This window comes from Vreelandella hamiltonii (genome assembly GCF_014651795.1).
Classification (GTDB): domain Bacteria; phylum Pseudomonadota; class Gammaproteobacteria; order Pseudomonadales; family Halomonadaceae; genus Vreelandella; species Vreelandella hamiltonii.
Genome location: NZ_BMXO01000021.1, coordinates 14,382 through 38,699 on the forward strand (window position 1 = coordinate 14,382; position 24,318 = coordinate 38,699).

25 protein-coding genes are annotated in these 24,318 nt (G+C 56.5%); 13 read left to right on the plus strand and 12 right to left on the minus strand.

Annotated features, from left to right (window positions below; translation table 11 throughout):
* Positions 1–27: 27 nt before the first annotated feature.
* The 11 genes from fliP to fliF all read right to left on the minus strand — a co-directional run bounded on the left by fliP (position 28) and on the right by fliF (position 11,696).
* Entirely contained in the window at positions 28–816 is a 789-nt protein-coding gene (gene fliP / locus IE061_RS16835) for a flagellar type III secretion system pore protein FliP (RefSeq protein ID WP_230478494.1), read from the minus strand.
* Entirely contained in the window at positions 813–1,223 is a 411-nt protein-coding gene (gene fliO / locus IE061_RS16840) for a flagellar biosynthetic protein FliO (RefSeq protein ID WP_373295002.1), read from the minus strand. The genes fliP and fliO overlap by 4 nt, the downstream gene beginning before the upstream one ends.
* 23 nt (positions 1,224–1,246) lie before the next feature.
* Entirely contained in the window at positions 1,247–1,765 is a 519-nt protein-coding gene (gene fliN / locus IE061_RS16845; RefSeq protein WP_016915697.1) for a flagellar motor switch protein FliN, read from the minus strand.
* On the minus strand, positions 1,762–2,817 hold the full coding sequence (gene fliM, locus IE061_RS16850) for a flagellar motor switch protein FliM (RefSeq protein WP_193462113.1): 1,056 nt from the start codon (positions 2,815–2,817) through the stop codon (positions 1,762–1,764). The genes fliN and fliM overlap by 4 nt, the downstream gene beginning before the upstream one ends.
* 21 nt (positions 2,818–2,838) lie before the next feature.
* Entirely contained in the window at positions 2,839–3,312 is a 474-nt protein-coding gene (gene fliL / locus IE061_RS16855; RefSeq protein ID WP_193462142.1) for a flagellar basal body-associated protein FliL, read from the minus strand.
* Positions 3,313–3,468: 156 nt separating this feature from the next.
* On the minus strand, positions 3,469–5,208 hold the full coding sequence (locus tag IE061_RS16860; RefSeq protein ID WP_193462114.1) for a flagellar hook-length control protein FliK: 1,740 nt from the start codon (positions 5,206–5,208) through the stop codon (positions 3,469–3,471).
* 1,139 nt (positions 5,209–6,347) lie between these two features.
* Positions 6,348–6,800, minus strand: coding sequence for a flagellar export protein FliJ (fliJ, locus tag IE061_RS16865; RefSeq protein ID WP_016915702.1), 453 nt, complete (start codon positions 6,798–6,800; stop codon positions 6,348–6,350).
* Complete coding sequence (gene fliI / locus IE061_RS16870) at positions 6,801–8,189, minus strand: flagellar protein export ATPase FliI (protein WP_016915703.1); 1,389 nt, start codon at positions 8,187–8,189, stop codon at positions 6,801–6,803.
* A 4-nt stretch (positions 8,190–8,193) separates the two neighbouring features.
* On the minus strand, positions 8,194–8,949 hold the full coding sequence (locus IE061_RS16875; protein ID WP_193462115.1) for a flagellar assembly protein FliH: 756 nt from the start codon (positions 8,947–8,949) through the stop codon (positions 8,194–8,196).
* On the minus strand, positions 8,942–9,946 hold the full coding sequence (gene fliG / locus IE061_RS16880; protein ID WP_016915705.1) for a flagellar motor switch protein FliG: 1,005 nt from the start codon (positions 9,944–9,946) through the stop codon (positions 8,942–8,944). The genes IE061_RS16875 and fliG overlap by 8 nt, the downstream gene beginning before the upstream one ends.
* On the minus strand, positions 9,939–11,696 hold the full coding sequence (gene fliF, locus IE061_RS16885; RefSeq protein ID WP_100730898.1) for a flagellar basal-body MS-ring/collar protein FliF: 1,758 nt from the start codon (positions 11,694–11,696) through the stop codon (positions 9,939–9,941). Before fliF ends, fliG begins: the two co-directional genes overlap by 8 nt.
* Before the next feature lie 255 nt (positions 11,697–11,951).
* On the opposite strand from fliF, the gene fliE reads away from it, so the two are divergent.
* Positions 11,952–12,278, plus strand: coding sequence for a flagellar hook-basal body complex protein FliE (fliE, locus tag IE061_RS16890; RefSeq protein ID WP_081139185.1), 327 nt, complete (start codon positions 11,952–11,954; stop codon positions 12,276–12,278).
* Positions 12,279–12,423: 145 nt separating this feature from the next.
* Here fliE and IE061_RS16895 read toward each other — a convergent pair whose 3' ends face one another.
* A complete protein-coding gene (locus IE061_RS16895) occupies positions 12,424–12,774 on the minus strand; it encodes a flagellar protein FlaG (RefSeq protein WP_016915708.1) in 351 nt (116 codons plus the stop codon).
* A gap of 253 nt (positions 12,775–13,027) precedes the next feature.
* On the opposite strand from IE061_RS16895, the gene IE061_RS16900 reads away from it, so the two are divergent.
* The 12 genes from IE061_RS16900 (at position 13,028) to IE061_RS16955 (ending at position 24,275) form a co-directional block, all read left to right on the plus strand.
* Positions 13,028–14,719, plus strand: coding sequence for an HD domain-containing phosphohydrolase (locus IE061_RS16900; RefSeq protein WP_193462116.1), 1,692 nt, complete (start codon positions 13,028–13,030; stop codon positions 14,717–14,719).
* 174 nt (positions 14,720–14,893) lie between these two features.
* Positions 14,894–15,310: a flagellar export chaperone FliS gene (gene fliS / locus IE061_RS16905; protein ID WP_016915710.1), complete on the plus strand. Its 417-nt coding sequence runs from the start codon at positions 14,894–14,896 to the stop codon at positions 15,308–15,310.
* Positions 15,311–15,316: 6 nt separating this feature from the next.
* Positions 15,317–15,721, plus strand: coding sequence for a flagellar protein FliT (gene fliT / locus IE061_RS16910; RefSeq protein ID WP_081139190.1), 405 nt, complete (start codon positions 15,317–15,319; stop codon positions 15,719–15,721).
* Positions 15,718–16,968: a flagellar hook-length control protein FliK gene (gene fliK / locus IE061_RS16915; RefSeq protein ID WP_193462117.1), complete on the plus strand. Its 1,251-nt coding sequence runs from the start codon at positions 15,718–15,720 to the stop codon at positions 16,966–16,968. The genes fliT and fliK overlap by 4 nt, the downstream gene beginning before the upstream one ends.
* Positions 16,955–17,245 carry an EscU/YscU/HrcU family type III secretion system export apparatus switch protein gene (locus IE061_RS16920; protein WP_193462118.1) on the plus strand — a complete coding sequence of 97 codons (291 nt, stop codon included), beginning with the start codon at positions 16,955–16,957 and terminating at the stop codon, positions 17,243–17,245. Before fliK ends, IE061_RS16920 begins: the two co-directional genes overlap by 14 nt.
* A gap of 107 nt (positions 17,246–17,352) precedes the next feature.
* Entirely contained in the window at positions 17,353–17,685 is a 333-nt protein-coding gene (gene flhD / locus IE061_RS16925; RefSeq protein WP_026001928.1) for a flagellar transcriptional regulator FlhD, read from the plus strand.
* Positions 17,682–18,206 (plus strand): flagellar transcriptional regulator FlhC, encoded by a 525-nt coding sequence (gene flhC / locus IE061_RS16930; protein WP_016915715.1) that lies wholly within the window; start codon positions 17,682–17,684, stop codon positions 18,204–18,206. Before flhD ends, flhC begins: the two co-directional genes overlap by 4 nt.
* Positions 18,207–18,429: 223 nt before the next feature.
* Positions 18,430–19,299, plus strand: a complete 870-nt coding sequence (gene motA / locus IE061_RS16935) for a flagellar motor stator protein MotA (protein ID WP_016915716.1) — start codon at positions 18,430–18,432, stop codon at positions 19,297–19,299.
* A complete protein-coding gene (gene motB, locus IE061_RS16940; protein WP_193462119.1) occupies positions 19,296–20,216 on the plus strand; it encodes a flagellar motor protein MotB in 921 nt (306 codons plus the stop codon). The genes motA and motB overlap by 4 nt, the downstream gene beginning before the upstream one ends.
* A 43-nt stretch (positions 20,217–20,259) precedes the next feature.
* Positions 20,260–22,371, plus strand: a complete 2,112-nt coding sequence (gene cheA / locus IE061_RS16945) for a chemotaxis protein CheA (RefSeq protein WP_193462120.1) — start codon at positions 20,260–20,262, stop codon at positions 22,369–22,371.
* Positions 22,368–22,868: a chemotaxis protein CheW gene (gene cheW, locus IE061_RS16950; RefSeq protein WP_016915719.1), complete on the plus strand. Its 501-nt coding sequence runs from the start codon at positions 22,368–22,370 to the stop codon at positions 22,866–22,868. The genes cheA and cheW overlap by 4 nt, the downstream gene beginning before the upstream one ends.
* A 126-nt stretch (positions 22,869–22,994) precedes the next feature.
* Positions 22,995–24,275, plus strand: a complete 1,281-nt coding sequence (locus IE061_RS16955; RefSeq protein WP_230478495.1) for a methyl-accepting chemotaxis protein — start codon at positions 22,995–22,997, stop codon at positions 24,273–24,275.
* Positions 24,276–24,318: the final 43 nt, after the last annotated feature.

Below are 24,318 nucleotides of genomic sequence, written 5' to 3' on the forward strand. Positions count from 1 at the left end.
TTCGTTCTCCTTATCGGCCTGGCGGTACTAAATCATGTAAAAGCTCTCAGCCAGTGAGCCGATGATCAGTTGCCAACCGTCCACCAGCACGAACAGCATAAGCTTGAAAGGAAGTGAAATCGTGACGGGGGGGACCATCATCATCCCCAACGACATGAGTGTACTGGCCACCACGAGGTCAATGATCAAGAAGGGAATGAAGATCGTAAAACCAATTTGAAACGCGGTTTTCAGCTCGCTGGTGACGAAAGCGGGGAGCAGTACACGCATGGGAAGCTCTTCCGGGCCTTGCATCGGGCCTATGTCGGCCAGGCGCACGAAAAGCGCCAGGTCAGGTTCCCGCGTCTGTGCCAGCATGAACTCTCTGAACGGAATTTGTGCCTGGAGTAGGAACTCTTCAAAGTTGATCGCTTCCTGAGTCAAAGGCACCCAGGCCGTATCGTACACCTGGCTGATAACGGGCGACATGACAAAAAAAGTCAGAAATAGCGCAATACCCAGCAAGACCTGATTAGGGGGCGTGGCCTGGGTGCCCATGGCGGTTCTCAGCAGGCTCAGTACGATGATAATGCGCGTGAAGCTGGTCATCATCAACAGCATGGCGGGCAGGAATGCCAGTGAACTGAGGAAGAGCAGCGTTTGCAGAGACAGCGACCACTGTTGGCCACCATCGCCTGTTGGCTGTGAGGTCAGGCCGGGAAGCTGTTGCGCCTCTGCGGGCACGCATAGCAGAGAAAGCCAGCAGCCCAGTAATAGCAGGCTGAGGAACCATTTCTGTGGTGCCAGAGAGCGAAACAAAAGCAGAACATGCGTCATGGTTTGGGCTGAGAGTTATTGGAGTGCTGGGTGGCGGAATGCTTATGACGATAGCCGGCCAAGGCGCTGCTGAAGCGTTGAGCAAAAGGCGCTGGTGAGTCCTCTGGATCAGGCCGCGCACGATCTTCGGGAGCGGGGCGCTCCTGGAGCTTGGTGACTTTTCCTCCACTGACTGCCAGCACCAGCCAGGTATCCTCGATTTCGACGACCACCACCCGTTCTCGGCTGCCAATGGCGGTGCTGCCCACCACGCGCAGATGGGCACCATGATCGTAACGGTGCTGCTGCCAGCGTTTGAGCAGGGCAGTGCACACCAGTATGATCGCAATCACTAGGGCCAGTGCAGCAGCAGTCTTTCCGAGAACGGCCATGCCGATAAGGGCATCGCCGCCGCTTAACGCGTCCACTGACGTTGATGTCGTCGCGACACTCATCGGTTGAGTTTATGAATGCGCTCGGAGGGCGTGATGATCTCGGTAATACGAATGCCGTACTTATCCTCGATGACCACGACTTCCCCTTGGGCAATCAGGTAACCGTTAATGAGAATGTCCATGGGCTCACCCGCTAGGCCCTCTAGCTCAATGACAGAGCCTTGGGCAAGCTCCAATAGCTGCTTGATGGTGAGCTTTGTACGGCCAAGTTCTACGGTGAGTTTGACGGGGATATCCATGATCATTTCCAGATCACGGGTGGCACCACTGCTCCGTTCACCATTCAGAGGACGGAAGACATCGTCACTGGCTGGCTTGGCCGTGGGAGCTTCTTGTTCAGGCTCTTCGCTGGCATCCGTTTGTTCGGCAGCCTCTTGCTCCGCCATCGCGGCAGCCCAGGGGTCATCATCGTCACTGGCGGCATCGGCGCTGGACGATGACTCTTCTTGTGCAGACATGGCTTCCGCCCAATCGTCATCAGAAACTTTTTGATCGGGTTTGTTTGGGTCTGTCATGCTTTGGGTTCCTTGGCTTTCTGTCGCGTTGAACCTTTAATAAAGTCCTGGGACGATACGTTATTCATGGCAGCATGGTCGATCAAGCGCAGAACACGCAGCGCTCGCTGCTGCCGCTGGCTGCCGTACTCACACTCCATGACAGGTACGCCATCGACCCGCGCGGTAATCGTGGAGGGGATGTCCATTGGCAATACATCGCCTTTTTTCAACCCCATCACGTGGGCAATGCGGCTGGGGATCTGAGCGAACTCTGCAATGAGTTCGACTTCAGACTGGCGAAGCTCGCTGGCCATGCGTCGTGACCAGGTGCCGTCGCTGTCATGGTTGCTGTCATTGATCGGGTTGACCAACAGGTCCCTCAGCGGCTCGATCATGGCGTAGGGCATGCAGATTTGGAAGCTGCTGGATAAATTACCGACTTCGATATTGAACTTGGTATTGACGACGATCTCGTTGGGCGAGTTGGTAATGTTCGCGAATTTGGACTGTATTTCCGAACGCAGAAAGTGTACGTCCAACGGGTAGACGACCTTCCAAGCTTCCTTATAGGCATCAATGGCGAGGTTCAGCAGGCGCTGAATGATACGTTGTTCGGTATTGGTGAACTCGCGGCCATCTGATTTCGTCACGAAGCGTCCATCACCGCCAAACAGGTTGTCTACCACCATGAAGACCAGGTTCGGGGGAAAGACCACCAGCGCTGAGCCACGTAGTGGCTTCATCGATACAATATTGAGGTTTGTGGGCACCGGCACGTTGCGAGAGAAGTCGCTAAAACTTTGGTAGCGCACTGACTCGACGGTAATATCCGAGCTGCGACGAATCAGGTTGAACAGCCCATTACGAAAATAGCGAGCAAATCGTTCGTTGATAAAGTCCAGTGCATGCAAGCGCTCCCTGATGACCCGGTGTTGGGTCGACGGGTCGTAGGGGCGTATGCGCGCTTCATCTGATGCGTGTGATGACGTAGCGGTCGGCTCGTCATCACCACTGACGCCCTTCAAGAGAGCATCGATTTCTTCCTGGGACAGTAGATCGTCCTGTGACATGAACGGCTCCAGTACCCGGGATTATTGAACGATGAATTCGGTGAACAGCACTTCCCGGAGATCCAGGGGCGGCTGATTCTCAGTCAGGGGAACAGATAAACGACTGATAATGTCCTGAGCCAGCGCTTCCTTACCTTCGGTGGAGGTCAGCTCACTCGCTTGCTTGCCCGACAGGAGAATCAGCAGGCGGCTGCGTACCTGGGGCATGTGCTCTTCAATGATGGCTTTGCTCTGTTCGTTGCCTACGCGTAGTGTAATACCGGTATAGAGCAGGCGTGACCCGAAACGATCATCGGCCAGATTGACAGTAAAAGGTTCGATGCGCGTAAAGACGGGGGGCGTCGGCGCTTGCGTCTGCTGTTGGGCTTCGCCTTCGGCTCCGCCCCGCTGGTCAAGAACGAGATAGATAGCCGCTGCTGCCCCTGCGGTGGAGAGCAATACCAGCATGATCATTACTATAAGCAGTTTTTTAGATCCGCCGCTTGATTCAGCCATTGATTTTCCCATGATGATCCCGGAAGACGCTCGCTAAGCATTATGCCTGACACGGGTAATTACGAAGAAATGAACAGGCTCACCGTAGGAGCCTATCTCCTGGTTTTGCTAACTGCTGATTCGCACACCATGCATCATTTGCATGATGATATACAGCTATGCGTATAAGTCTACACGCCCATCTGGGGATACGCTTACCAGGCTATCAGCGCTGTGCGGCTGGTTGTGCTCATTGGCCATGTCGCTTTCATCACCACGCTGTCCAGGCCCGCGTTGATGCTCGAACCTCTGGTCCCCAGCACCCTGGTCGCCTACGAACGTATCGCTTAACGTAATCCCTTGCTCTGCAAGCATCTCGCGTAGCTGTGGAATAGCTTGCTCCAGGACTTGTCTGACATGTGCATGTGCGGATAGAAATTGAGCCTGTGTGCCCTGTTCTGTCATTTTTAAAGAAACAGAGAGCGGGCCCAGGTCAGAGGGGTTTAGTTTCATTTGAATATGCTGTTCCCCACCGCGTGTAATGAAGTGAAGTAGTTGCTGACCAAACTGCGGGGGCCATGCAGGGCTTGAAACCAGGGCCGGTAACGCTACCAATTGAGCAGGTGTCGCAGTCGACAGCTGGCTGCCTGCTGTGGAGGTAGCCATGGGTAATAAAGTAGTTGGTTCACCCGATGTCGCTATGGGTTTTTGTGATCCATCGTCCTGTGGGTAAGGCATCGAGGCCGCCACAATAGGGCTACCGGAAAGAGTAACATTCGGCAGCGTTGACCAGGTATTGACCAACTCCGTCGAAAGTGAGGTCGGGGGGGGCTGAGTTGCCATGAACATTGCAGGCGAGGACGGCTCTGGCCGTGGCGTATGGCCCTGGATCGCAGATAAGGTATCAGCGGTGTTTGCTACCGAAGAGGTTGCCTGTGCGGCGGGCCATGATTGAGCGGAATAGCTTGATACCAGCGAGATACGCTGAGCAATTTCGTCTAGCTCAGTCAATGGCTGAGTCGGCTGGACAGAAGCATGGCTGCTGGCCGACTGCTGTGTTGGCGATAGCAGTGTTAAGGGACTGGCCTGTGCCAAGCGACCCTCTAAAGGATACGCGCGTGGATTATTTTCGGCGACGGCAAGCGAACCCGGTCTCAATAGTTGGTACAAAGTCCGCAAACCGGCCGTGATCTTCGCCACTTCGGTTGTGTTTGCCTCGCCGTTGGTGATGGATGAGGTGAACGGTCCCGGCGAGATAGCGGACTCGGTAGAGCTTTGTGCGTTAGGCGCAGTCGTCGTCAACAAGTGTGCCGTCGGCTCGTCAAGGTAGACTGAACGCGTATCGCTGGATGATGACGCTGAAGTCAACGCCACGATTATATCGGCAATGGCATCACGTATTTCGGCAAGACGGGCGCTATCTGTCAGCGTTTCGCTGTTGGTGGCCTGTGAGTTTGATGCGTCAGGCAAGAGCGCCGGCTCAGCAGGGTTTTGTACGTCGGGCGCAGTGGTTGCCAGGCGTGCTATTGGCTCGTCAAGATAGACTGCGCGTGTATCGCTGGATGATGACGCTGAAGTCAACGCCACGATCATATCGGCAAGGGCATCACGTATTTCGGCAAGACGGGCGCTATCTGTCAGCGTTTCGCTGTTGGTGGCCTGTGAGTTCGATGTGTCAGGCAAGAGCGCCGGCTCAGCAGGGTTTTGTACGTCAGGCGCTGCGGTTGCCAGGCGGGCTGTTGGCTCGTCAAGATAGGCTGCGCGTGAATCGCTGGATGATGACGCTGAAGTCAACGCCACGATCATATCGGCAATGGCATCACGTATTTCTGCGAGGCTGGCTGCGTTTACGGAGACTGAGGATGGCCGGCTGAAAAGTAATGTAAGGGCATCCTGCTCATCTGCGGTGCTGGCCAAGGTGGGGCGCGCTCCAGGTGCACGAGCGGTCTGTTCAGGCGTCGACGATGCCTCTAACGAATCGTTGGAAGTGCCGGGGAGGGCTGTCGGAACAGCTTGCACCCTTTCGCTATCCGTTGGTTTTACGATGGAGCCATCTGCGTTTGTTACGTGCCGAGTAGTATCAAGCGCTATGGATCCCTGCTGTGGAGCCGGCACTGCTTGAGTGGGGCGGCGACTCAGACTCTCCAGGCTAGAGGCGATTGATGCGAGTGTTTCAGCCAATACCAGGTCACGTGACGATAGTGAAGCGGGTGTCAGGGGCTGTGAGGGGTCCTCTGACAATGATTGTGTATTCTGCCGCTCTGCTGATGGAGATGTCGTCAGTGGCTCCAACACAGTCTGAGCTTTGAAAGAGTCTGGGGCGCCAACAATGTCCTGCGCTTGTGAGGAGTGGTTCTCAGGTATTGCACTGGGGGTTAATCTGGCCACTGCCTGAAGCACCATAGTTGCGATGCTATCTACAGACGGGAGCTGCTTACTTGCCGAGGTCGTCTTCGCAGTTGCTGGTAGTGCCTGACCTGCTTGCATGGGGGGCTGCTGTGCCACTATATCTCGGGCAGCAGACAATGCCGTGCTGGTACGGTCCTGCGGTTGGGCGAGTGCCTGCAGGTGAGCGATTGAATGCGCTAACTGTTTTTCTGATGATATCGAAAGAGCGCTTGCTGTGCCGCGCGCTGCTTCCGAAAGCGCTTGATGCGTATTCAAGCCAGCGAAGAGCGCGGCGACCGAGTCACTGGACTCGCTGGGAGCAAACCTGGAAAGCATGCTTGATGCAGGCAGTGACAGTGAGGCCCCTGGCGAGGGAGTGGCGCTGGACAATGTTGCATGACTGGCAAAGCCAGGCTGACGATAGTGAGCCGTGGGGGCATCGTGCTCTAAACCTGATGAGAAGGGTGCTCCCCTGTTGGCAAGTGTTGCCAGGTCGTCTGGCATTGGGGTGCGCCCCATGCGTGATGCCTCTAGCATGCTTTGATGAAACGCACCATGTAAAGGGCTCCCCTCGTTCTCTCTAGGCAGGACAGCCGGGCTGAGGCTCTGGCCATTGTTGGATAAAAATAGTTGAGCGATAGGATGCATTGGGTGTCCCCGGGACGGCGTCAAAGTGGCTTATCAGGGCTCTGACGAGCCATACGGTTAGTGACCAACTCATCGTTAGCTTTTTGTTCATGCCTTGCCTGACGTCGATGCTCCTCCAGTAAGCGTCGTGAAGCCAGTGTATCGTAAGAAGAGAGCCGACGCTGCTCCTGCTGCCAGTTCTGCTGGCTTTGCTGTACGCGTTTCTGTTGCGCTGCCAGGGCTTGACGTGCTCGGCTCAGTGCCGCATCGAGAGACGCCAGAAATTGCTGATAGTTATACATGGTGGCAGGGTCGATACCTTCTCTCATCGCCTGCTGCAGGCGTTCGGCGTACTCCACACGATAACGGCTCAGTGACGCTAGCTGCGCCTCCGTTTGCTGTTCCGTTTGACGCTCCTGAGCTAGCAGCTTTCCCGCCTGGTCCCGCGCATCACGCGCCAGGTCGGTCAACATGTCGATCTGATGGTTACTCATTTAGCCTCCCACCACCGTGCGTAGCGCCTGGCGAGACTCGGCCAGCGTTGCGCACTCATCAATGTTTTGTTGTAAAAAGCGTTCCAGGCTTGGAAAGCGGTTGACCGCCTCGTCCAGTCTGGGGTCGTGTCCTGGGCTATAGGCGCCCACACTGATCAGGTCTCGGTTGCGCTGATAGCGCGAGAAGATCTGCTTGAAGGTGCGTGCTTCTTGCTGTTGCTCGGGCGTGACGATGGCCGTCATGGCGCGACTGATCGAGGCTTCGATATCGATGGCGGGATAGTGACCAGCCTCCGCCAGGGTGCGCGACAGCACGATATGGCCATCCAGTATGGCGCGGGCAGAATCGGCAATGGGATCCTGCTGGTCGTCGCCTTCCGTCAGTACGGTGTAAAAGGCAGTAATAGAGCCGCCGCCGCGCTCTGCGTTACCGGCTCGCTCTACCAGCCCCGGTAACTTGGCAAATACGGAAGGTGGATACCCCTTGGTGGCAGGAGGCTCACCAATGGCCAGTGCAATCTCGCGTTGGGCCATGGCGTAGCGGGTAAGCGAATCCATGATCAGCAGGACATTGCGCCCTGAGTCGCGAAAGCTCTCCGCAATGCGCGTGGCGTAGGCTGCCCCTTGCAGGCGCTGCAACGGCGAGGTGTCCGCAGGTGCGGCGACCACGACGGCACGTCGACGACCTTCCGGGCCCAGTATGTTGTCAATGAAGTCCTGTACTTCGCGGCCACGCTCGCCAATCAGGCCGACCACGATCACGTCCGCTTCGGTATAGCGTGCCATCATGCCCAGCAGGACGGATTTGCCCACCCCGGAGCCCGCAAACAGGCCCATCCGCTGCCCTCTACCCACACTCAACAGCGCATTGATGGCACGAATGCCTACATCGATTTGTGCTTCGATGGGCGCTCGAGACAGCGGGTTCAAGGGCCTCGAGCTGAGCGTCGTGCGTGGCGCTTCCTCGAGGTTTTCTCGGTCATCGAGGGGCGTGCCGTTGCCATCGAGTACCCGCCCAAGCAGTTCGTCGCCCATTGGGAAGCGGCGCGCGCTATGCCCGTTGCCATCGACCAGCGGTGTGACACGAGCGCCGGGCATCAAGCCGGAAATCTCTTCAAGTGGCATCAGGAAAAGCTTTTCGCCTGAAAAGCCAACGACTTCCGCTTCGGCAAATTTATCGCTGTCGTTCAAGCGACCATCGGCGCCGGGTAATTCAATGTGGCAGGCGCTCCCGACGGCGACGCGTAACCCGACGACTTCTATGACCATGCCCGTGGCCCTGACGACCCTACCGCTGGTGCGGTAGTGAGGCAGGCGGCTGATGCGCTGAGTGGTGCGCTGAAGGGCTTTACGCCAACGGTGCTGATGCGGGCAGGAGAGCGAGTTCATCGTATCAACCTGCGGAGGGAGCGCTATTGCGCTTGCGCAGCTGTGTCTGGACGCTTTGCCAGCGACTTTCAAAGGTTGCGTCCAGCTCCCCTTGAGCGCTGGTGACTCGACAGCCTCCACGGGAGAGTTGATCATCAGGCTGGAGTACCCACTGGGCAGCTTCCAGCTCACTCCCCAGGTGTTTTTCAACGAGGGTGTGGTCTGTCGGGTTCAGCCATAGGCGTTGCTTACCTACCAGAGGCGGTTCAGTGTGTAGAAGCTCACGCACGATCTGCAGGATGTGGTCAGGGTGTTCATCAAGCGCACCACCGGCCAGCTGCTTGCCAGTCGCTAGCGCCAGCTCGGCAAGATCATGGGCGATGGTGTCGTCCAGGCGCTCGAGTGCCTCGGAAAACTGCTTTGCCAAGGATGCCAGTGGCGCTAACGCTTTTTTCAACTGTGCATTGAGCTCCTCGGTCGCTTGTGCACGGCCCTCCTCAAGCCCCTTGGCCAGCCCTTCTTCATGGCCGCGTGACAGGCCGGCCTGGTACCCCTCTTCTTCGGCCGCCTCGCGAATCTGCTCATAAATTCTTTGACGCTCCTGCTCTTCACGGGCGCGTGCTTCTGCAGCGGCTCGTTTAGCCGCTTCGACCTTGCGTTGGTGTGCCGTTGGGCCTTGTCCGCGGTCATTATCCGACGCTTGTGAGGCGAGCAGCTCCTCCATTTGCCAGCGGCGCCACTGGCCGTGGCGGTCGAACTCGGGTGAGTGAGTATTAGACATACTCATCATCTCCACCGGCTAGCACAATTTCGCCTGAGTCGGCCAAGCGCCGCACGATCTGCAAAATGGCTTTTTGCTCGGTTTCCACTTGCGACACCCGGATGGGACCGCGGGCTTCCATGTCTTCGCGTACCAGATCGGCAGCACGCTGCGACATGTTGCGCAGGAACTTGTCCACCAGTGCGTCCTGGGCTCCCTTGAGTGCCACCACCAGTGAGTTGGTTTCCACTTCCTGAAGCACCATCTGAATGGCACGATTGTCCAGGTCGAGCAAGTTTTCGAACAGGAACATTTCGTCGATGATCTTTTGGGCCAGATCTTCGCTGTGAGAGCGCACCGTCTCGATGGCGACTTCTTCCTGGGACGAGTTCATCAGGTTGAGAATCTCGGCAGCGGTTCTCACGCCGCCCATCTTGCTGCGCTTGAGGTTCTGGCCGTCCAGCATGCTGGTGAGCACTTCGGTCAGCTCCTGCAGGGCTGCCGGTTGAACACCGCTAAAGGTGGCAATACGCAGTACGACATCGTTGCGTAGCTTCTCTTCGAACAGTTCGAGAATGTCAGCCGCCTGGTGACGATCCAGATGCACCAGAATGGTCGCGATGATCTGGGGGTGCTCGTCACGAATCAGCTCGGACACCATGGAAGCTTCCATGAGGTTGAGCGCATCGATACCAGAGTTGTTGCCCGTAGATTCGAGAATGTCCTCGATTAGACTGGTGGCGCGCTCGCTGCCCAATGCCTTGGTTAGGACGGAGCGGATATGCTCGCTGGAGTTGAGGTTCAGTGCGACAAACTCTTCGGTTTCCCGATGGAACGCCTCCAGCACGGCCTTCATATCTTCATGCGACACTTGATGCAGTCGTGCCATCTCGGTGCTGATCTCCTGCACCTCGCCGGCGCTGAGAAACTTGAATACCTCGGCGGCGCTGTCTTCGTCCAGGGCCAGCAATAGAATGGCGCTTTTACGTGCTCCGCTCATCTCCGTGATGCTAGTCATTGGCATTCATCCAGCTGCGGATAATCATGGCCACCATGCGTGGGTCTTCCTGGGCCATTTCGCGCAGATCATTGAGATTGTGTTCATACAGTGATGTCTTGCGTCGACGTTTGGGCTTGCCGCTGTAGGTGTCCCCGTCATTGACATCACCGTCTCTTTCATCAGCATCACTGTCATCGTCACTGCCGACACTGGTGTTCAAAATACCACCGGGCGTCGCTGTGGCCACCAAAGGCGGCTGTGTGTAGCGTTTGATCAGCGGGCGAAGAATCAACCAGTAAAGCAGGAAAGCCACCAGCGCCACCAGCAAGTAGCGACCCAAATTGGCTGCCATGGCCAATGTGTCTGGCTGCTGCCACCAGACGGTTTCGGTGCGCGGGTCTTCATCGCTAGCAAACGGCGTATTGACGATTTCGACCTGGTCTCCGCGTTGGCCAGAGAACCCCATGGCTTGCTGAACCAGGCGCTCCAGCTGTGCCACTTCTTCAGCACTGAGAGCGACTTGCTCGGTCTCTCCCTCTTCATTGGTGACCGTACGGAAGTTAACGACTACTGCTGCCGTCAGACGCTCTATCTGACCCAGTCGATGCTGAATGTGCTCAATACTGCGATCAACTTCGTAATTGACGACATCTTCCTGGCGCAAGTTGCGTAAGGCGCCTGCCTCAGTAGCCGTGTCTTCTGCGCCATCATCGGGTTGATTAATCGGGGAGGGGGCAACGCCTGGCGGCGTATTGCTCAGCGCGCCGGGAATGCCGGATGCCAATGGATCATCGCCATCATACGACAGACTTAACTGGCGGCTACGTACGGCTGACTCGTTGGGTGTCTGGTTGGGGCGATAGCGTTCCGATGTCTCTTCGCGGCGCGAAAAATCGATTTGTGCAGCGACCTGCGCGCGGACGTTGTCGCGACCTACTATCGGCAGCAGAATGTTTTCGATGCGCTGCTGATAAGAGCGCTCGACTTCCGTAATGTAAGCAAGCTGGGTGCCGTCCAGGTCATTGCCTTGTTGTGAGTTGGCGGTCAGCAGGCGCCCATTTTGATCCACAACAGTCACGTGTTCGGTAGAAAGCTCCGGAACGCTACTGGAGACCATGTGAACAATGGCGCTGACCTGCCCCTCTCCAAGCACACGACCGGGCAGCAGTGTCAAAACAACGGACGCCTTGGCGGGCTCTCGGTCACGTATGAAGACAGATGGCTTGGCCATGGATATATGAACACGCACGCGCTCCACGGGGCCCAGCGATTCAATCGAACGTGCCAGCTCGCCTTCCAGGCCGCGTTGAAAATTGACCTGTTCGGCGAACTGACTGATTCCGAAGGCTTGGTTGTCCATCAATTCCAGCCCAAGGTTGCCGCCTCTGGGAAGCCCCTGCTCGGCAAGCTGGAGTCTTAACGTGTGTACTTGAGCGCTTGGCACCAGTAGGGCCTGACCGCCTTGACCGAACTGGTAAGGCACGCCGCGGCTGTCCAATTCGGCAATGATGCGCCCACCGTCCGCTTCGTTCAGGTTGCTGTAGAGTACACGGTACTCTGGGCTGCTGGCCCACATGAAAAGCGCAGCCACCACCGCGATGGAAGCTGCTGAAGCGATCAAGACAACCACCAGCGGATTGCCTCGCAGTTGCTTCATTGCGCGTTCGAGGGCTGATGGAGATGCGGACTCGCTAGAAGACACCCCGCTTTGCGAAGCGTTTGCTGTCGTACTGTTTGGACGGCCTGCCGTAGCACCGGTTTCGCTCATGCATCCCTCCAGCAGGGTTGGCAAAACGGGTGTCGGCCCAGGCGCATCACTAAAGAAGGCATAGGCTCTTTCCGTCAATCGCGGTGATCCACCAAAAAACAGGGCGGAATTATGATGAACGCCATTATGATGAGGTGTGTCCACCATAAATGAACGAAAAGCCTGGCTTTTCGCGCGCATTTGTTCGTATGAGATGGGCTGTGTCAGTGGTAGGCTCCTGCTAACACATTAAACGTCGCGATATGAGGAGTTGGTATGAGTTCGCCCTCCCTACAGTCTGCCCTTCAGCAAATGCATAGTCTGGCGGCACAGGCTGCCCAGCCCGTTCGTGGTGAACAGGTCTCGACGGTTGTGGGGCAGGCTGGATTTGGCAGTGAACTACAGGCGTCTATCCAGAGAATCAATCGGTTGCAGCAGTCGGCCAATGCCAAGGCGATGGCCTTTCAGGCGGGAGAGCCGAATATTGAGCTCAACGATGTCATGGTGGATATGCAAAAAGCCAGCGTGGCCTTCCAGATGGGTATGCAGGTGCGTAATCGGTTGGTGACTGCTTACCGAGACGTCATGAATATGCAGGTGTAAGGCGACGTACAGAGCGTGATGCTTTGGTGTCGCGACGCTAGAAAGCGCCATCCGTAGGATGCGCTATTTTATAGTGTTTTGTCCTGTAGCTATCGTGAGGTTCACTGTGTTATGAGGTGGCCAGCGCAAAAGAGCGCTGGCAACGTCATACGTTCAAGGAAATCAGGTTGCCCTGTAGCTCTCCCAGCCGCTCTGCCATCGTAATGACCTCCTCGGCAGGAATCTGGCGAATGACATCGCCGGTTTCGCTGTCGATAACGCGGGTAATGATGCGTGAGGAGTCCTCGCTGATATCGAACTCGAGTCCGCGTGCCCTCATGGCTTCATTGATACGCTGTATCGGTTCCAGGAGTTCTTCCCTTGTCGTGCTCAATGCCAACGACTGATGTTCCTCCTGGGTGGGGGCGGTCAGCTCGGGAGGCGTGCGTATTGGTCGCTCCTGTGAGCCGGGAATACTTGACGTGGCGACCGCTAGGTCGATTGGCAGTGGGCCCATAAACAACGTTCCTCTTTGCTAAGCCATTCAAGGCTGGGTAACGTAAACTTAGAGGCCGATGCAGGTGTTGGATAGCCTCCAACAGAGTTATCGGCGAGATGTTCACAAACTTTATCTTTTTCAGTATAGACAAAAAGAAAAGCCTGATAGGCAGTAATCGGCATGCGGAGCCATTGGGGCTTCTGCTATGCTCGGTTCCCTTATATCAAGGGTGGGTTCACATGACCACCGCGGCTGTGAAAGCGAGGCACGCATGGCAGTCCAGCAAGATGAGTATGAACGTATTTCAAATCCATCCGCCATCAGTTCTCTGCTGAATACCATGATAGAGGGTGGTGGGGTGTCGCTTTGCCTTGATACCCCGGAGGCGCGTCCAGAGCCCATTGTATTAATGGAGCAGCACGAGGGTGAGACGCTGGTAATGGACTTGTCTTCCGTTGACTATTTGCTGTATCGCTTGGAGCAAGGCGAGCGTTTCTTTCTGCGGGGGCAATCTCAAGGCAAGGTGTTGCGTACACCGCTGCTTGCCCTCACCGAAACGCGCCGTTCTGGTGGGCGTTTTTTATGCTGCAGTGAATATCCGGACTCCGTAGATGTGCTTCAGCGGCGTGAGTCATATCGCGCTGAGCTGCGTATGGGCATGGTGGTCTCCGCGACCGTTTATGGCGCAGGCGAAGAAGGAGCGCCAGGCGAGTTGCGAGACCTCTCTCAGGATGGGTGTCAGCTTGAACTGCCGTTGACAGCGAGCGGCGTGCTAGCCGAGTCATCGGAGCCCATGCGTCTGGTGTTGGCATTTCCAGACGGTACTCAGTTCGAAGTGCATGCTATCGCTCGCCATCAAAAAATGGATCCAGAGCGTCACCTGTTACGCGTTGGCTTTCGTTTTGCAGGCTGCACCTCCGAGCAAGAGCGGCAGATCTGGTACTTCGTATGCGAAATCGAGCGGGAGGCTGCTCGCTACAAGAAGGAAGCCCAGGAGGAGCGTCAGCCCTCTCCGCTGTTCGCACAGCCTAGCAAGCGTGTGCCAAACGGTGAGCAAGTGGGGCGGCGTGACATTCGTCGTTACGCGACGCCAACGGCAAGGCGTGTGGTCAAAGTGGCAGCCTATCTGGATGCTCAGCTGCTAATGCTTCAGCAAGGCCATGATGTTGACTCACGACAGCTATCGCGCAATGCCGACCGTATTCTGCAGCTTCATGAAGAGGATCGCGAGGCGCTGCTGTTCGCTTCGCGCTGCTTGTCCATGGAGCCACTGCTGGTGCGGCATGGTATCGCCGTGGCGGTCCATCTGCTGGATCTTGTGGGCGGAAATATGCCGCGTGATGTGCGTAAGGCCGTCGTGGCCAGTGGTCTGGTGCATGATCTGGGGAAAGCGCTGATACCTCAGGTGGTCTTCAAGGCGCCCAATTTCGAGCCCCGTCATCGTCACATGTTGAGTGAGCATGTGTCGCTGCTAATGGCTCGATTGAAGACTTGCCAGTGGTTATCTGCCACGGTGGCGCAGGCGGTCATTGGTGGCATTAACGAGCGCCTCGATGGTAGTGGCTATCCTGATGGGCTGACCGGGAGCGATATCACTGAGCTGGCTAAAGCGAGTGCCGTGGTGGATGTAGTGGAAGCGATGAGGCGGGATCGGCCGGACCGACCGGCGCGAACTGCCCAGCAGATCTATCGACACCTGTTGAATCATCCTCATCAGTTTGATGCGCGATGGATCAAGCGCTATATCGAGCACTTCAAAACGTTACCCATTGGCTCGCTCGTGCTTTTTTCCAGTGAACAGCTGGGGTGGATTGTTCGCCTGGATGACGCGGGAGCACCTTTTGAAGTGGCGTTGACCCAGCAGGCGGAGCCACCCATGCGTGAAAACTTGCTTGGAAGCGTGCGGGGTGATGTGCGTGAGCGGCTTGGTAAGCCGATGAGAGAAGTTGCTGTCTCTACTTGAGCCCGTACCGCACCTTTGGAAAGTCACCTGTCGTCAATGAAATAGTGTCGGTACTCATTAAAGTCTGCTGACAGGGCGCCGATATATCAGTTAGCGAGCAATTATGCCAAGTCTCAATTATCCAGCAGCGTATCGCCCTTTGTCGGCTGCTGCTTTTACAAGGAGAGCCCTTTAATGACCTATACTCGCAGCGGTGCGGCCTATGGTCGTGGGGCAGGCGCTTATGCCCGCGTCGGCGTGGAAAGTGGCGTCATGTCGGCGGACCCGCATCAACTGATCGTCATGCTTTTCGATGGTGCCCAAGCGGCGATTCGTGCAGCCCGCATTCACATGCAGGCGGGCAACACCGTGGAGAAAGGAAAATCCATCTCCAAGGCGCTGGATATCGTCAATAATGGCTTGGCCGCCGCGCTGGATCAGGAAAAAGGCGGCGAGATTGCTGAGCAGCTGGCATCGCTGTATGACTATATTGCTCGTTTGCTGTTAGCTGCTAACCTGCGCAACGATGAAGAGAGCCTTGATCAGGCGGAGCGGCTGCTCGAGGATATTGCCTCTGCATGGCGTGAAATCGGCCAACGGCAAAGTGCGTGAGGCAATATGACAGCTTCCGAAACGGCTCATGACAACTCCAGGCAAGCGCTCATTGATGCCTATGCAAGGCTGCTGGCGAGTGTGCGCTATATGCATGAGCTTGCAGATAAAGAACAATGGGCAGAGCTGATCGAGCAGCGTAGTAACTACGTCATGCTGGTGGAAAAGTTGCGTGAATTGGACAGCGTGGTTCGGTTGGATGATGACAGCAAGCGGCGCAAAGCGGAGTTGCTTGAGCAGATCCTGGAGCATGATGTAGACATTCGCCGTCGCCTGGTTGCCAGACGAGATGAACTCGGTAAATTAATCAGTGTGACGCAGCGGCAGCGAGATTTGCATCGCGCTTATGCCCCTCAGCAGGGGAACAGTGCTTTCCCTGTGGATGCCGAAAAGGATGAGGGTGTCTCGTGAGCGGCATTACGCCGCTCATCGATACACTGTTACATCAGGTGCTGGGTCGGCAGGCTGAGGCGTCCTCTCTGCGTGCTCTGAGCTCGCCGGTTCAGGCGGTTTCTCCGGGGGAGGGTCCAAGAGCCTTGCAAGGCGATGCAAGCCTTGACGGTAGGCCCCTGCCTCCGCTACTGGGCGATCTGCGCCACCTGCCCGGAGCTGCCGACAAGCTTCGACAGCCTCCCGCTGGCCATACGACGCCAAATGCCTCGCCCAGCTCAACACAAACGCACTTCAGTCCTGCGGCACGTACGATTGCCGATGTGTTGCTACGCTTTCCTGCGCCTCCTGCCGTCATCAGGCCGGCAGCCCCGTTGTTATCACTTCAGGAGTCGCCGTCGACCACGCTGTTGGCGAGTCGTCTGGAAGGTAGTATCCGTGACAGCGGGTTATTTTACGAATCGCACCTCAAGCGTTGGTTTCAGGGCGAGATGTCGCGTCAGCAACTGTTGCGTGAGCCACAGATGCAGCCGGGGCCGCGCCCTGCGCTGCCTCTTGTTTCAAGCATGGTGCCACAGACTTCTGCTGGTATGTCGCTAGCGGCGCCCTTGCCCCCAGGCAGCACCATGGCAATCTTGCCTGATCTTCCTCTATTGCCCGCCAAGGGCACCGCTGCTCTGTTAGACCGGTCGTCGCCTCTTCCCGTTGTTTCTTCTGCCATGGCGGCGCCCTCGGCACCTGCCGCCCCGGCGTCTAACCAGCCTGCCATGCCTTTTGTGACCGAACGCCGGGAAGCCCCCAGCGTTCAGCCGGCCACGGTAGTTGCGGAGCAGGAAATGGCTTCTCGGAGTGTGAGAGAAGTGGTGCATGACAGCTTGCAGGGAGTAGTGCGTCAACAGCTTGAAATGCTGGTCACCCCGACACTACGTTGGGAGGGTGACGTATGGGCCGGTATCTTCATGGCCCTCGTCGTTAACCTGCCTGGGCGTGACACACATGATGAAAAGCAGCCAGCCGATGACGCTCCGTCTGAGTGGCGCTCAGAAATGCAGCTCGATGTGCCGGGGCTGGGGGTCTTTAGTGTTGCGCTTTGGCTGCATAAACAGGTGCTGAGCATTGATTTGACCGCTGGTAGCCTGGAAACGTATGAGCGGCTCGATAGCGGGCTTGATCGCTTGGAGCAGCGTTTGAAAGCGCTGGATTTTGCCAAAGTGCAGGTCAACGCTCGCTATATTCCACCTGAGGAGCCTTCCGATGTTGCCCGGTGAGCGTCGGCGCCAAGCCGTTGCGCTGGCCTACAAGGAGGGGGAGCAGGCGCCGCGCGTAGTGGCAAAAGGGTACGGTGATTTGGCTGACAGAATCATGGCCGAAGCTCAGCGGCAGGGTATCTACGTCCACGATGCGCCTGAACTCGTTGCCTTGCTGATGCAGTTGGAGTTGGATGCTGAGATCCCAGCCAGCCTGTATCAAGTGGTGGCGGAACTGTTGGTGTGGGTGTTCGAATTGTCAGACGGCGAGCTGAATCAGCGTGAAAGGCGCAAGTAGCCAATACAATCGTTGTATGCAACCATGATGCGAGGTAAAGAAAAAAGTCATCAATGGCGCCACTATAACGGTCACAACGACGCGCCCGGGTCGTTCGATGGGACACTATGAGTCAAACAAGCTTTCTTGATGAAATACAAGAGATAAACCTCGCTTACCTTCTGCTTGCTCAGCGCCTGTTGAGCGAAGATCGGGAGGCGGCCATGTTTCGTCTCAAAATTGACGGTGAGCTGGCAGATCTGTTGGTCTCACTGAATGCCTGGCAACTCACCAAGCTGGCCCGCAGCAACCAGTTGGTCTGTCGCTTCAATCACGCCAGCGGCGAGCGGCTGCGTCAGATTCTTGACAACCCACGAGATCAGGGGTTGGCAGGATTGCATGCTTCACTGCTATCTGCCTGTGAGCCTTTTTCCTCACTATCGTCAGGAGAGTCGAAGTGAGTCAAAAGAGCCTTGTGGATGAAATGCATCAGGTGCAGCTGGCCATTGAGCTGATCGAGCTGGGTGCTCGTCTACAAGTGCTGGAGACGGAAACGGAGTTGAGTCGTACCCGTTTGATCAAGCTCTATAAGGAAGTGCGCGGCATGTCACCACCTAAAGGCATGTTGCCTTTTTCGGCAGACTGGTTCGTCACTTGGCTGCCGAATGTGCACTCATCACTGTTTTATAATATTTACCTTGGCTTGCTCGAAGGTACGGAGTGTGAACGTATCGACGCTTTCGTCAAAGCGTACCGGTTATATGAAGAGCAGGTATCGCTTGAGGGTGCAGAGTCGGTGTTGGGTCTAACGAGAGCGTGGACGCTGGTGCGTTTTTTCGAAAGCGACCTGCTGCAATTGACCACTTGCACTCGTTGTGAGGGCCGCTTTGTGGCACATGCCCATAGTCCCGTTCATGACTACGTGTGTGGTATTTGCCAGCCCCCCTCGCGGGCCGGCAAAACACGCAAATCAGGGCGTTGAACGTATAAAATTGTCACACCTGTGGCGGCCGGGAATAAAAGCAATAAACTGCGCTTTAACGCATAGATAGCGGTAAAAGTCGTTGATACTTTCTCATTAAACCGTGCTGTCACCTGAGTATGATAGACCTAAGCTGCATTTTAGATAGGGCTGCCGACATCTTTTGGTTGGGTGTCGAGTATGGCTCTGTTGATAAACCACTCATATCGCAAGGACACTGCTTGTGCTGATACTCCTGGGTTATGTCGTTGTCTTGTTCTGCGTCTTTGGCGGCTATGTGATGGCTGGTGGTAGCCTGGGGCCGCTCTATCAGCCCTTGGAGCTACTGATAATTGGAGGCGCTGGCGTGGGGGCGTTCCTGGCGGCCAACAACGGTAAGGCGATCAAGGCCACGTTCAAGATTTTGCCAAGGCTCAAGCGTACCAAGAAGTACAACAAGGCCTTGTACATGGAACTCATGGCTCTGCAGTACAAGATTCTGTCCAAGGTGCGTCGAGAGGGCATGCTGGGGATCGAGCGCGATATTGATAACCCCCAGGAGAGCCCGCTATTTCAAGAGCATCCTGACGTACTGGCCGACTCTCATATCATGGACTTCCTGACGGATTACCTGCGCTTGATGGTCAGCGGTGGCATGGAACCCATGGAAATCGATGAGCTGATGCTCCACGAAATCGAAGTCTTCGAGCAAGAGGCGCACATCCCTATTGATGCGATTGCCAAAGTGGGAGATGCCATGCCTGCTTTTGGTATCGTGGCAGCCGTCATGGGGGTTATCAAGGCGTTGACCTATGCGGACGCTACGGCAGAACAGATGGGGCAAATGATCGCCATGGCGTTGGTGGGCACCTTCCTCGGTATTTTGATGGGCTATGGCTTCATCAGTCCGATTGCCAGTTATGCCGATCGCCAGGCCAAGGAAGCTGAAAAAATGCTTCAGTGCATTCGCGTGACGCTGTTGGCCAGCTTGCACGGCTATGCTCCACAGTTGGCGGTCGAGTTTGGGCGCAAGGCGTTGCATAGCACCGAGCGCCCCAGCTTCTCTGAACTGGAGGAGTACGTGCGCGATGCCAAAAAGGGCGGTAATGCATGAGCAAGGGAGGGGATAAGCGCCCGATCGTCATCCGGCGCAAAAAGGTGGTCCATGCCCACCATGGGGGGGCATGGAAAATCGCACTGGCAGATTTCATGACGGCGTTGATGGCGCTGTTCCTCGTCATGTGGATTCTTAGTGTATCCAGTGAAGAGACGCGCAGAGGCGTTGCCGAGTATTTCAGCACGCCGCTGGTCACGGCGATTACCGGTGGTGATCGTTCGGGGAGCACTCGTGTTATACCGGGCGGTGGGCCGGATCCCACCCATAGTGATGGTGAGCATGCGCGGATCGGCGTCTTGCAGCAAACGCGGCCCAGTGCACAAGAGCGTCGTTTCTTTGAAGATTTGCAAACGCGTATAGAGCGGGCAATCGAGCGTGATCCCGATCTGCGTGAGTATCGTAACCAGATGCGCTTCGACCTGACGCGTGAAGGCCTGCGTATTCAGTTACTGGATACCGCGCAGCGGCCAATGTTCGAGCTGGGTAGCGATCAGGTAGCCCCTTACATGCGCAGTTTGTTACGCACCATGGCGCCGCTGCTCAATGATTTGCCGAATGACTTGAGTATCAGCGGGCATACGGACAGCGTTCCATATGCAGGCGGATATCGTGGTTACAGTAACTGGGAGCTTTCCAATGACCGTGCCAATGCATCACGCCGTGAGCTGGTGGCGGGAGGGCTTGATCCAGATCAGCTGCTGCGCGTATCTGGCTTTGCAGACCGAGTGCTGCTCGCGGACACTACGCCGACGGATCCCATCAATCGACGTATCGAACTTGTGGTGCTGCTGCCGGAAATCGCCGAGGCTATACGTAATCCGGGTGTTTTAGCGCCTAGCATGCCGCCCTCGACCGAGAGTGTGCCGGAAGAACTTTTGCAACAAAACATACCGCAAGCCAGCGACAGCCCATGAGCCTGGCTTGCCACATAATGATGACGTTCAAGTGGAGCGGTGCATGGACATAGCGGATTTTTTTGACACCTTCTTTGAAGAAGCCGAGGAGCTGCTGGCGGACATGGAGCAGCACTTGTTGGAACTGGATGTCGATAATCCGGATGGCGAGCAGCTGAACGCTATTTTCCGCGCGGCGCACTCCATCAAAGGAGGTGCAGGTACCTTTGGTTTCAGCGTGCTGCAAAAAACCACGCATATTTTTGAAAACCTGCTGGATCACGCGCGCAAGGGCGAGCTTGCGCTGCGTGCAGACCTCGTTGATACCTTTCTGGAGGCTAAAGACATCATGCATGAGCAACTCAATGCCTATCGCAATGAGGAAGAGCCGAACCAGGAAGCTTATGAGCGCATCTGCGAGACACTGCAGCAAATTGCGCTGGAAGAAATTGGCAAAACGCTGGATGCGCCAGCCGCTCCCAAGGCAGAAGAAGCGTCTGCCAAAAAGGCGACTCCTTCTGTCGACAGTGGTGCAGGGGATAGTGAAGAGGAGAGCCCGGCAGGCGAGCATCGCCTCAAGGTGGCCCTTCTCAATGTCGGTGAGAAAGACCGCCTGCTGCTGGTAGAAGAGTTGGAGCAGCTGGGTGACGTAGAGTCTCAGTCGGGTGATGAAAAGCGCTACGAAGTCGTCCTGAAGGGCGGCGTCAGCGCCGATGATATCGAAGCCGTGATGTGTTTTATCATTGAAGCAGATCAGATCGACATTACCTCACTGGCTGCCAGCGCGCCTGCTGACCCCGTCGGGCCTCCAGCGTCAAGCGCCGATGCAGCGCCTCAGGAAAGTGCCCCAGCCGCTAAAGCGCCTGCGCCTGACAAGCCGGCTGCTGCAAAGACCGCCAACAAAAAAACCGCAGAGCAAGCGCCCAAAAAGACGGCTGCCGAAAGCTCGTCGATCCGTGTATCGGTCGATAAGGTGGATCAGATCATCAACCTTGTCGGCGAGCTGATCATTACTCAGTCGATGCTGGATCAGACGGTGAGTGACCTGGAAGGTCAATCGGTCAGCAACAGTTCCTTGCAGAACGGCATGAGCCTGCTGCAGCGTAATGCCCGTGACCTCCAGGAAGCCGTCATGTCGATCCGCATGATTCCCATGGAGTTCGTATTCAGCCGCTTCCCAAGGGTTGTGCGTGATACGGCCAGCAAGCTGGGCAAAGAGATCGAGCTGATCACCGAAGGCAAGTCCACCGAGCTGGACAAGAGCCTGGTAGAACGCATCACCGACCCGCTGACACACTTGGTGCGTAATAGCCTGGATCACGGTGTGGAAATGCCGGATGTGCGTGAATCGCTGGGCAAACCGCGTGTGGGCAAGCTGGTGCTTTCGGCGCGCCACCAGGGCGGGAACATTCTGATCGAAGTGCGTGATGACGGTGCAGGCATGGACCGTGATCGGCTGTTGGCCAAGGCGCGTGAAAATGGCCTCAACGTGTCGGATACGATGTCCGATGAAGAGGTGTTCCAGCTCATTTTTGCGCCCGGCTTCTCCACTGCCAAGGAGGTGACCGATGTCTCTGGTCGTGGCGTTGGCATGGATGTGGTCAAACGTAACATCCAGGGCATGGGTGGACGTGTCGAAATCCAGTCGAAAAAAGGCGAAGGCACCAATACACGCATCGTGTTGCCGCTGACCCTGGCCATTCTGGACGGCATGTCCATCAAGGTAGGCAATGAGACGTTCATTCTGCCGCTATCCACCGTGTTGGAGTCGCTACAGCCCGCCAAAGGGGACATGTACGCCATGGCAGGGGATGACGTGGTACTCAAGGTGCGCGACGAGTATCTGCCGGTCATCGCCATTCATGAAGTACTGGACGTCGAAAATGCCATCACTGACCCCACCCAAAGCATTGCCGTCATCGTGCAGGGAGAAGGACGTCGCTATGCCATGTTGGTCGATGAGCTGATCGGCCAGCAGCAGGTCGTCGTCAAGAATCTGGAAGATAATTACCGCAAGGTGCCGGGCGTATCGGCCGCTACCATCCTGGGGGACGGTAGCGTTGCGTTGATTCTCGACATTACCGGCTTGCATCGCTTGAGCCGGGCGAAAAAAGAAGCAGGTAAAACCGCTAATCAACCCCATCTCTCTTATTACAAAGAGGCTGAGCCGTCATGAGTCACTCATCCAACGAAGCAGTGTTAGCCGCTGCTGAAGCAGAAAACCGCGAATTCCTGGTGTTTTCACTCGGGGATGAAGAGTACGCCATCGATATCCTGAAGGTTCAGGAAATTCGGGGCTATGAAAACGTGACCCGCATTGCGAACGCGCCCGATTTCATCAAAGGGGTCACGAATCTGCGTGGTGTCATCGTGCCCATCGTCGACCTGCGCATCAAGTTCCATCTCGAGAATGTGGAGTACGGTGGTCAGACAGTCGTGATCGTGGTCAATGTTGCCGATCGCATTGTTGGTATCGTGGTCGACGGAGTTTCCGATGTGATGACGCTCGTGCCTGATCAGATCAAACCTGCACCTGAGTTTGGGGTGACGCTCTCCTCCGACTTCCTGAGCGGCTTGGGCAGTTTGGATGACCGGATGTTGGTGCTGGTAGATATCGATAAACTGCTGACCAGTGAGGAGATGGCGCTGGTGGATAGCACGAGCCATCGCTAATACCTGACATGGGCACAGGGAGCGTGCCCATGTTGTTCCAGCTAACCCGCCTTGGCGCCAGGGACAGCACTCGCCGGTATGGTGGCGTTTGGAGTAATGCGTGTGACACAGCTAGTGCGTCAACTGATGAGTAATATGACGGTGCGTCTTAGTTGGGGGTTGGTGTTGGCCACCTTTTCACTGCTGGTCGTGCTGGCCTGTGGTATTGGCCTTTACGCGCTTCATCATGGCGCTACGCTGGTTCAGGCAACGGCGGACGCTCAAGCGCAGCAGCAGGCATTTACGGCCTTTGCCGAGCGTATCCGCTGGGCGCTCATTGCCATCGTGTTAATGACGATTGCCACTGTTGTCATCGTATTGTGGGGCGTCACGGTCAACGTTTTGCGTCCACTGGATCGCCTGGTGGGCTACTTCGAACGCATGGCTCAGGGCGATTTGAATCAGCAGATCACCTCGCCAGGCAAGAGTGAAATCGGCAAGCTCTACAGCGCCATGGCGCACATGCAGGCAGCGCTTTCGGAAACGGTGGGGGTCGTTCGGCGCAGTGGGACCACCATCTTCGAGCGCTCCCAGCAGATTGCCAGTGGCAATAATGACCTCTCCTCGCGTACCGAGCAGCAAGCCTCTTCTCTTGAGGAGACGGCTTCCAGTATGGAGCAGCTCGCCTCCACCGTCAGCCATAATGCCGACAATGCCCGTCAGGCGAGTCAGTTGGCGGGCGATGCAACCCTGACCGCGCGGCGTAGCGGGGAAGAAGTGGGGCAAATCGTCGAGACCATGCAGGATATCAGCGCCAGCTCGCACCAGGTGGCGGACATCATTACGGTGATCGATAACATCGCTTTTCAGACCAATATTCTCGCGCTCAATGCCTCGGTAGAAGCCGCGCGGGCAGGTGAACATGGCAAGGGGTTTGCCGTCGTGGCCCAGGAGGTGCGCAGCCTGGCCAGCCGCAGTGCCAATGCAGCCAAAGAGATTCGCACACTGATCGATACGTCATTGGGTAAAGTGGATGCGGGCACCCAGCGCGTCAATCAGGCGGGCCAGACCATGCAGGATCTGGTCACCGCGGTACAGCGGGTCAGTGACATCATGGATGAGATTGCGGCAGCTTCTGAAGAGCAAAGCAACGGCATCGGGCAAGTGAACCAGGCGGTTGCCCAGATGGATCAAGTCGTTCAGCAGAACGCTCAGCTGGTGCAGCAAGCGGCACGCAGCGCCAACGAGCTGGAAAGCGAAGCAGCAAGGTTACGTGAAGCGGTGGAGCGCTTTCGTGTGGCGGAAGGGGCCGCTCCCCCATCTACCGCGCCTGTGCTGTCTCAGCCGATGAAGCGCCCTTCTGTCTCTGCGTCGGCCGCTCCTGCACTGACAAGGAAGGCGTCCCAGGAAGAGTGGGAAGCGTTTTAAGCACAACCAGTTTCTGCACAGCCAATGCCCTGAACCAGCGCCA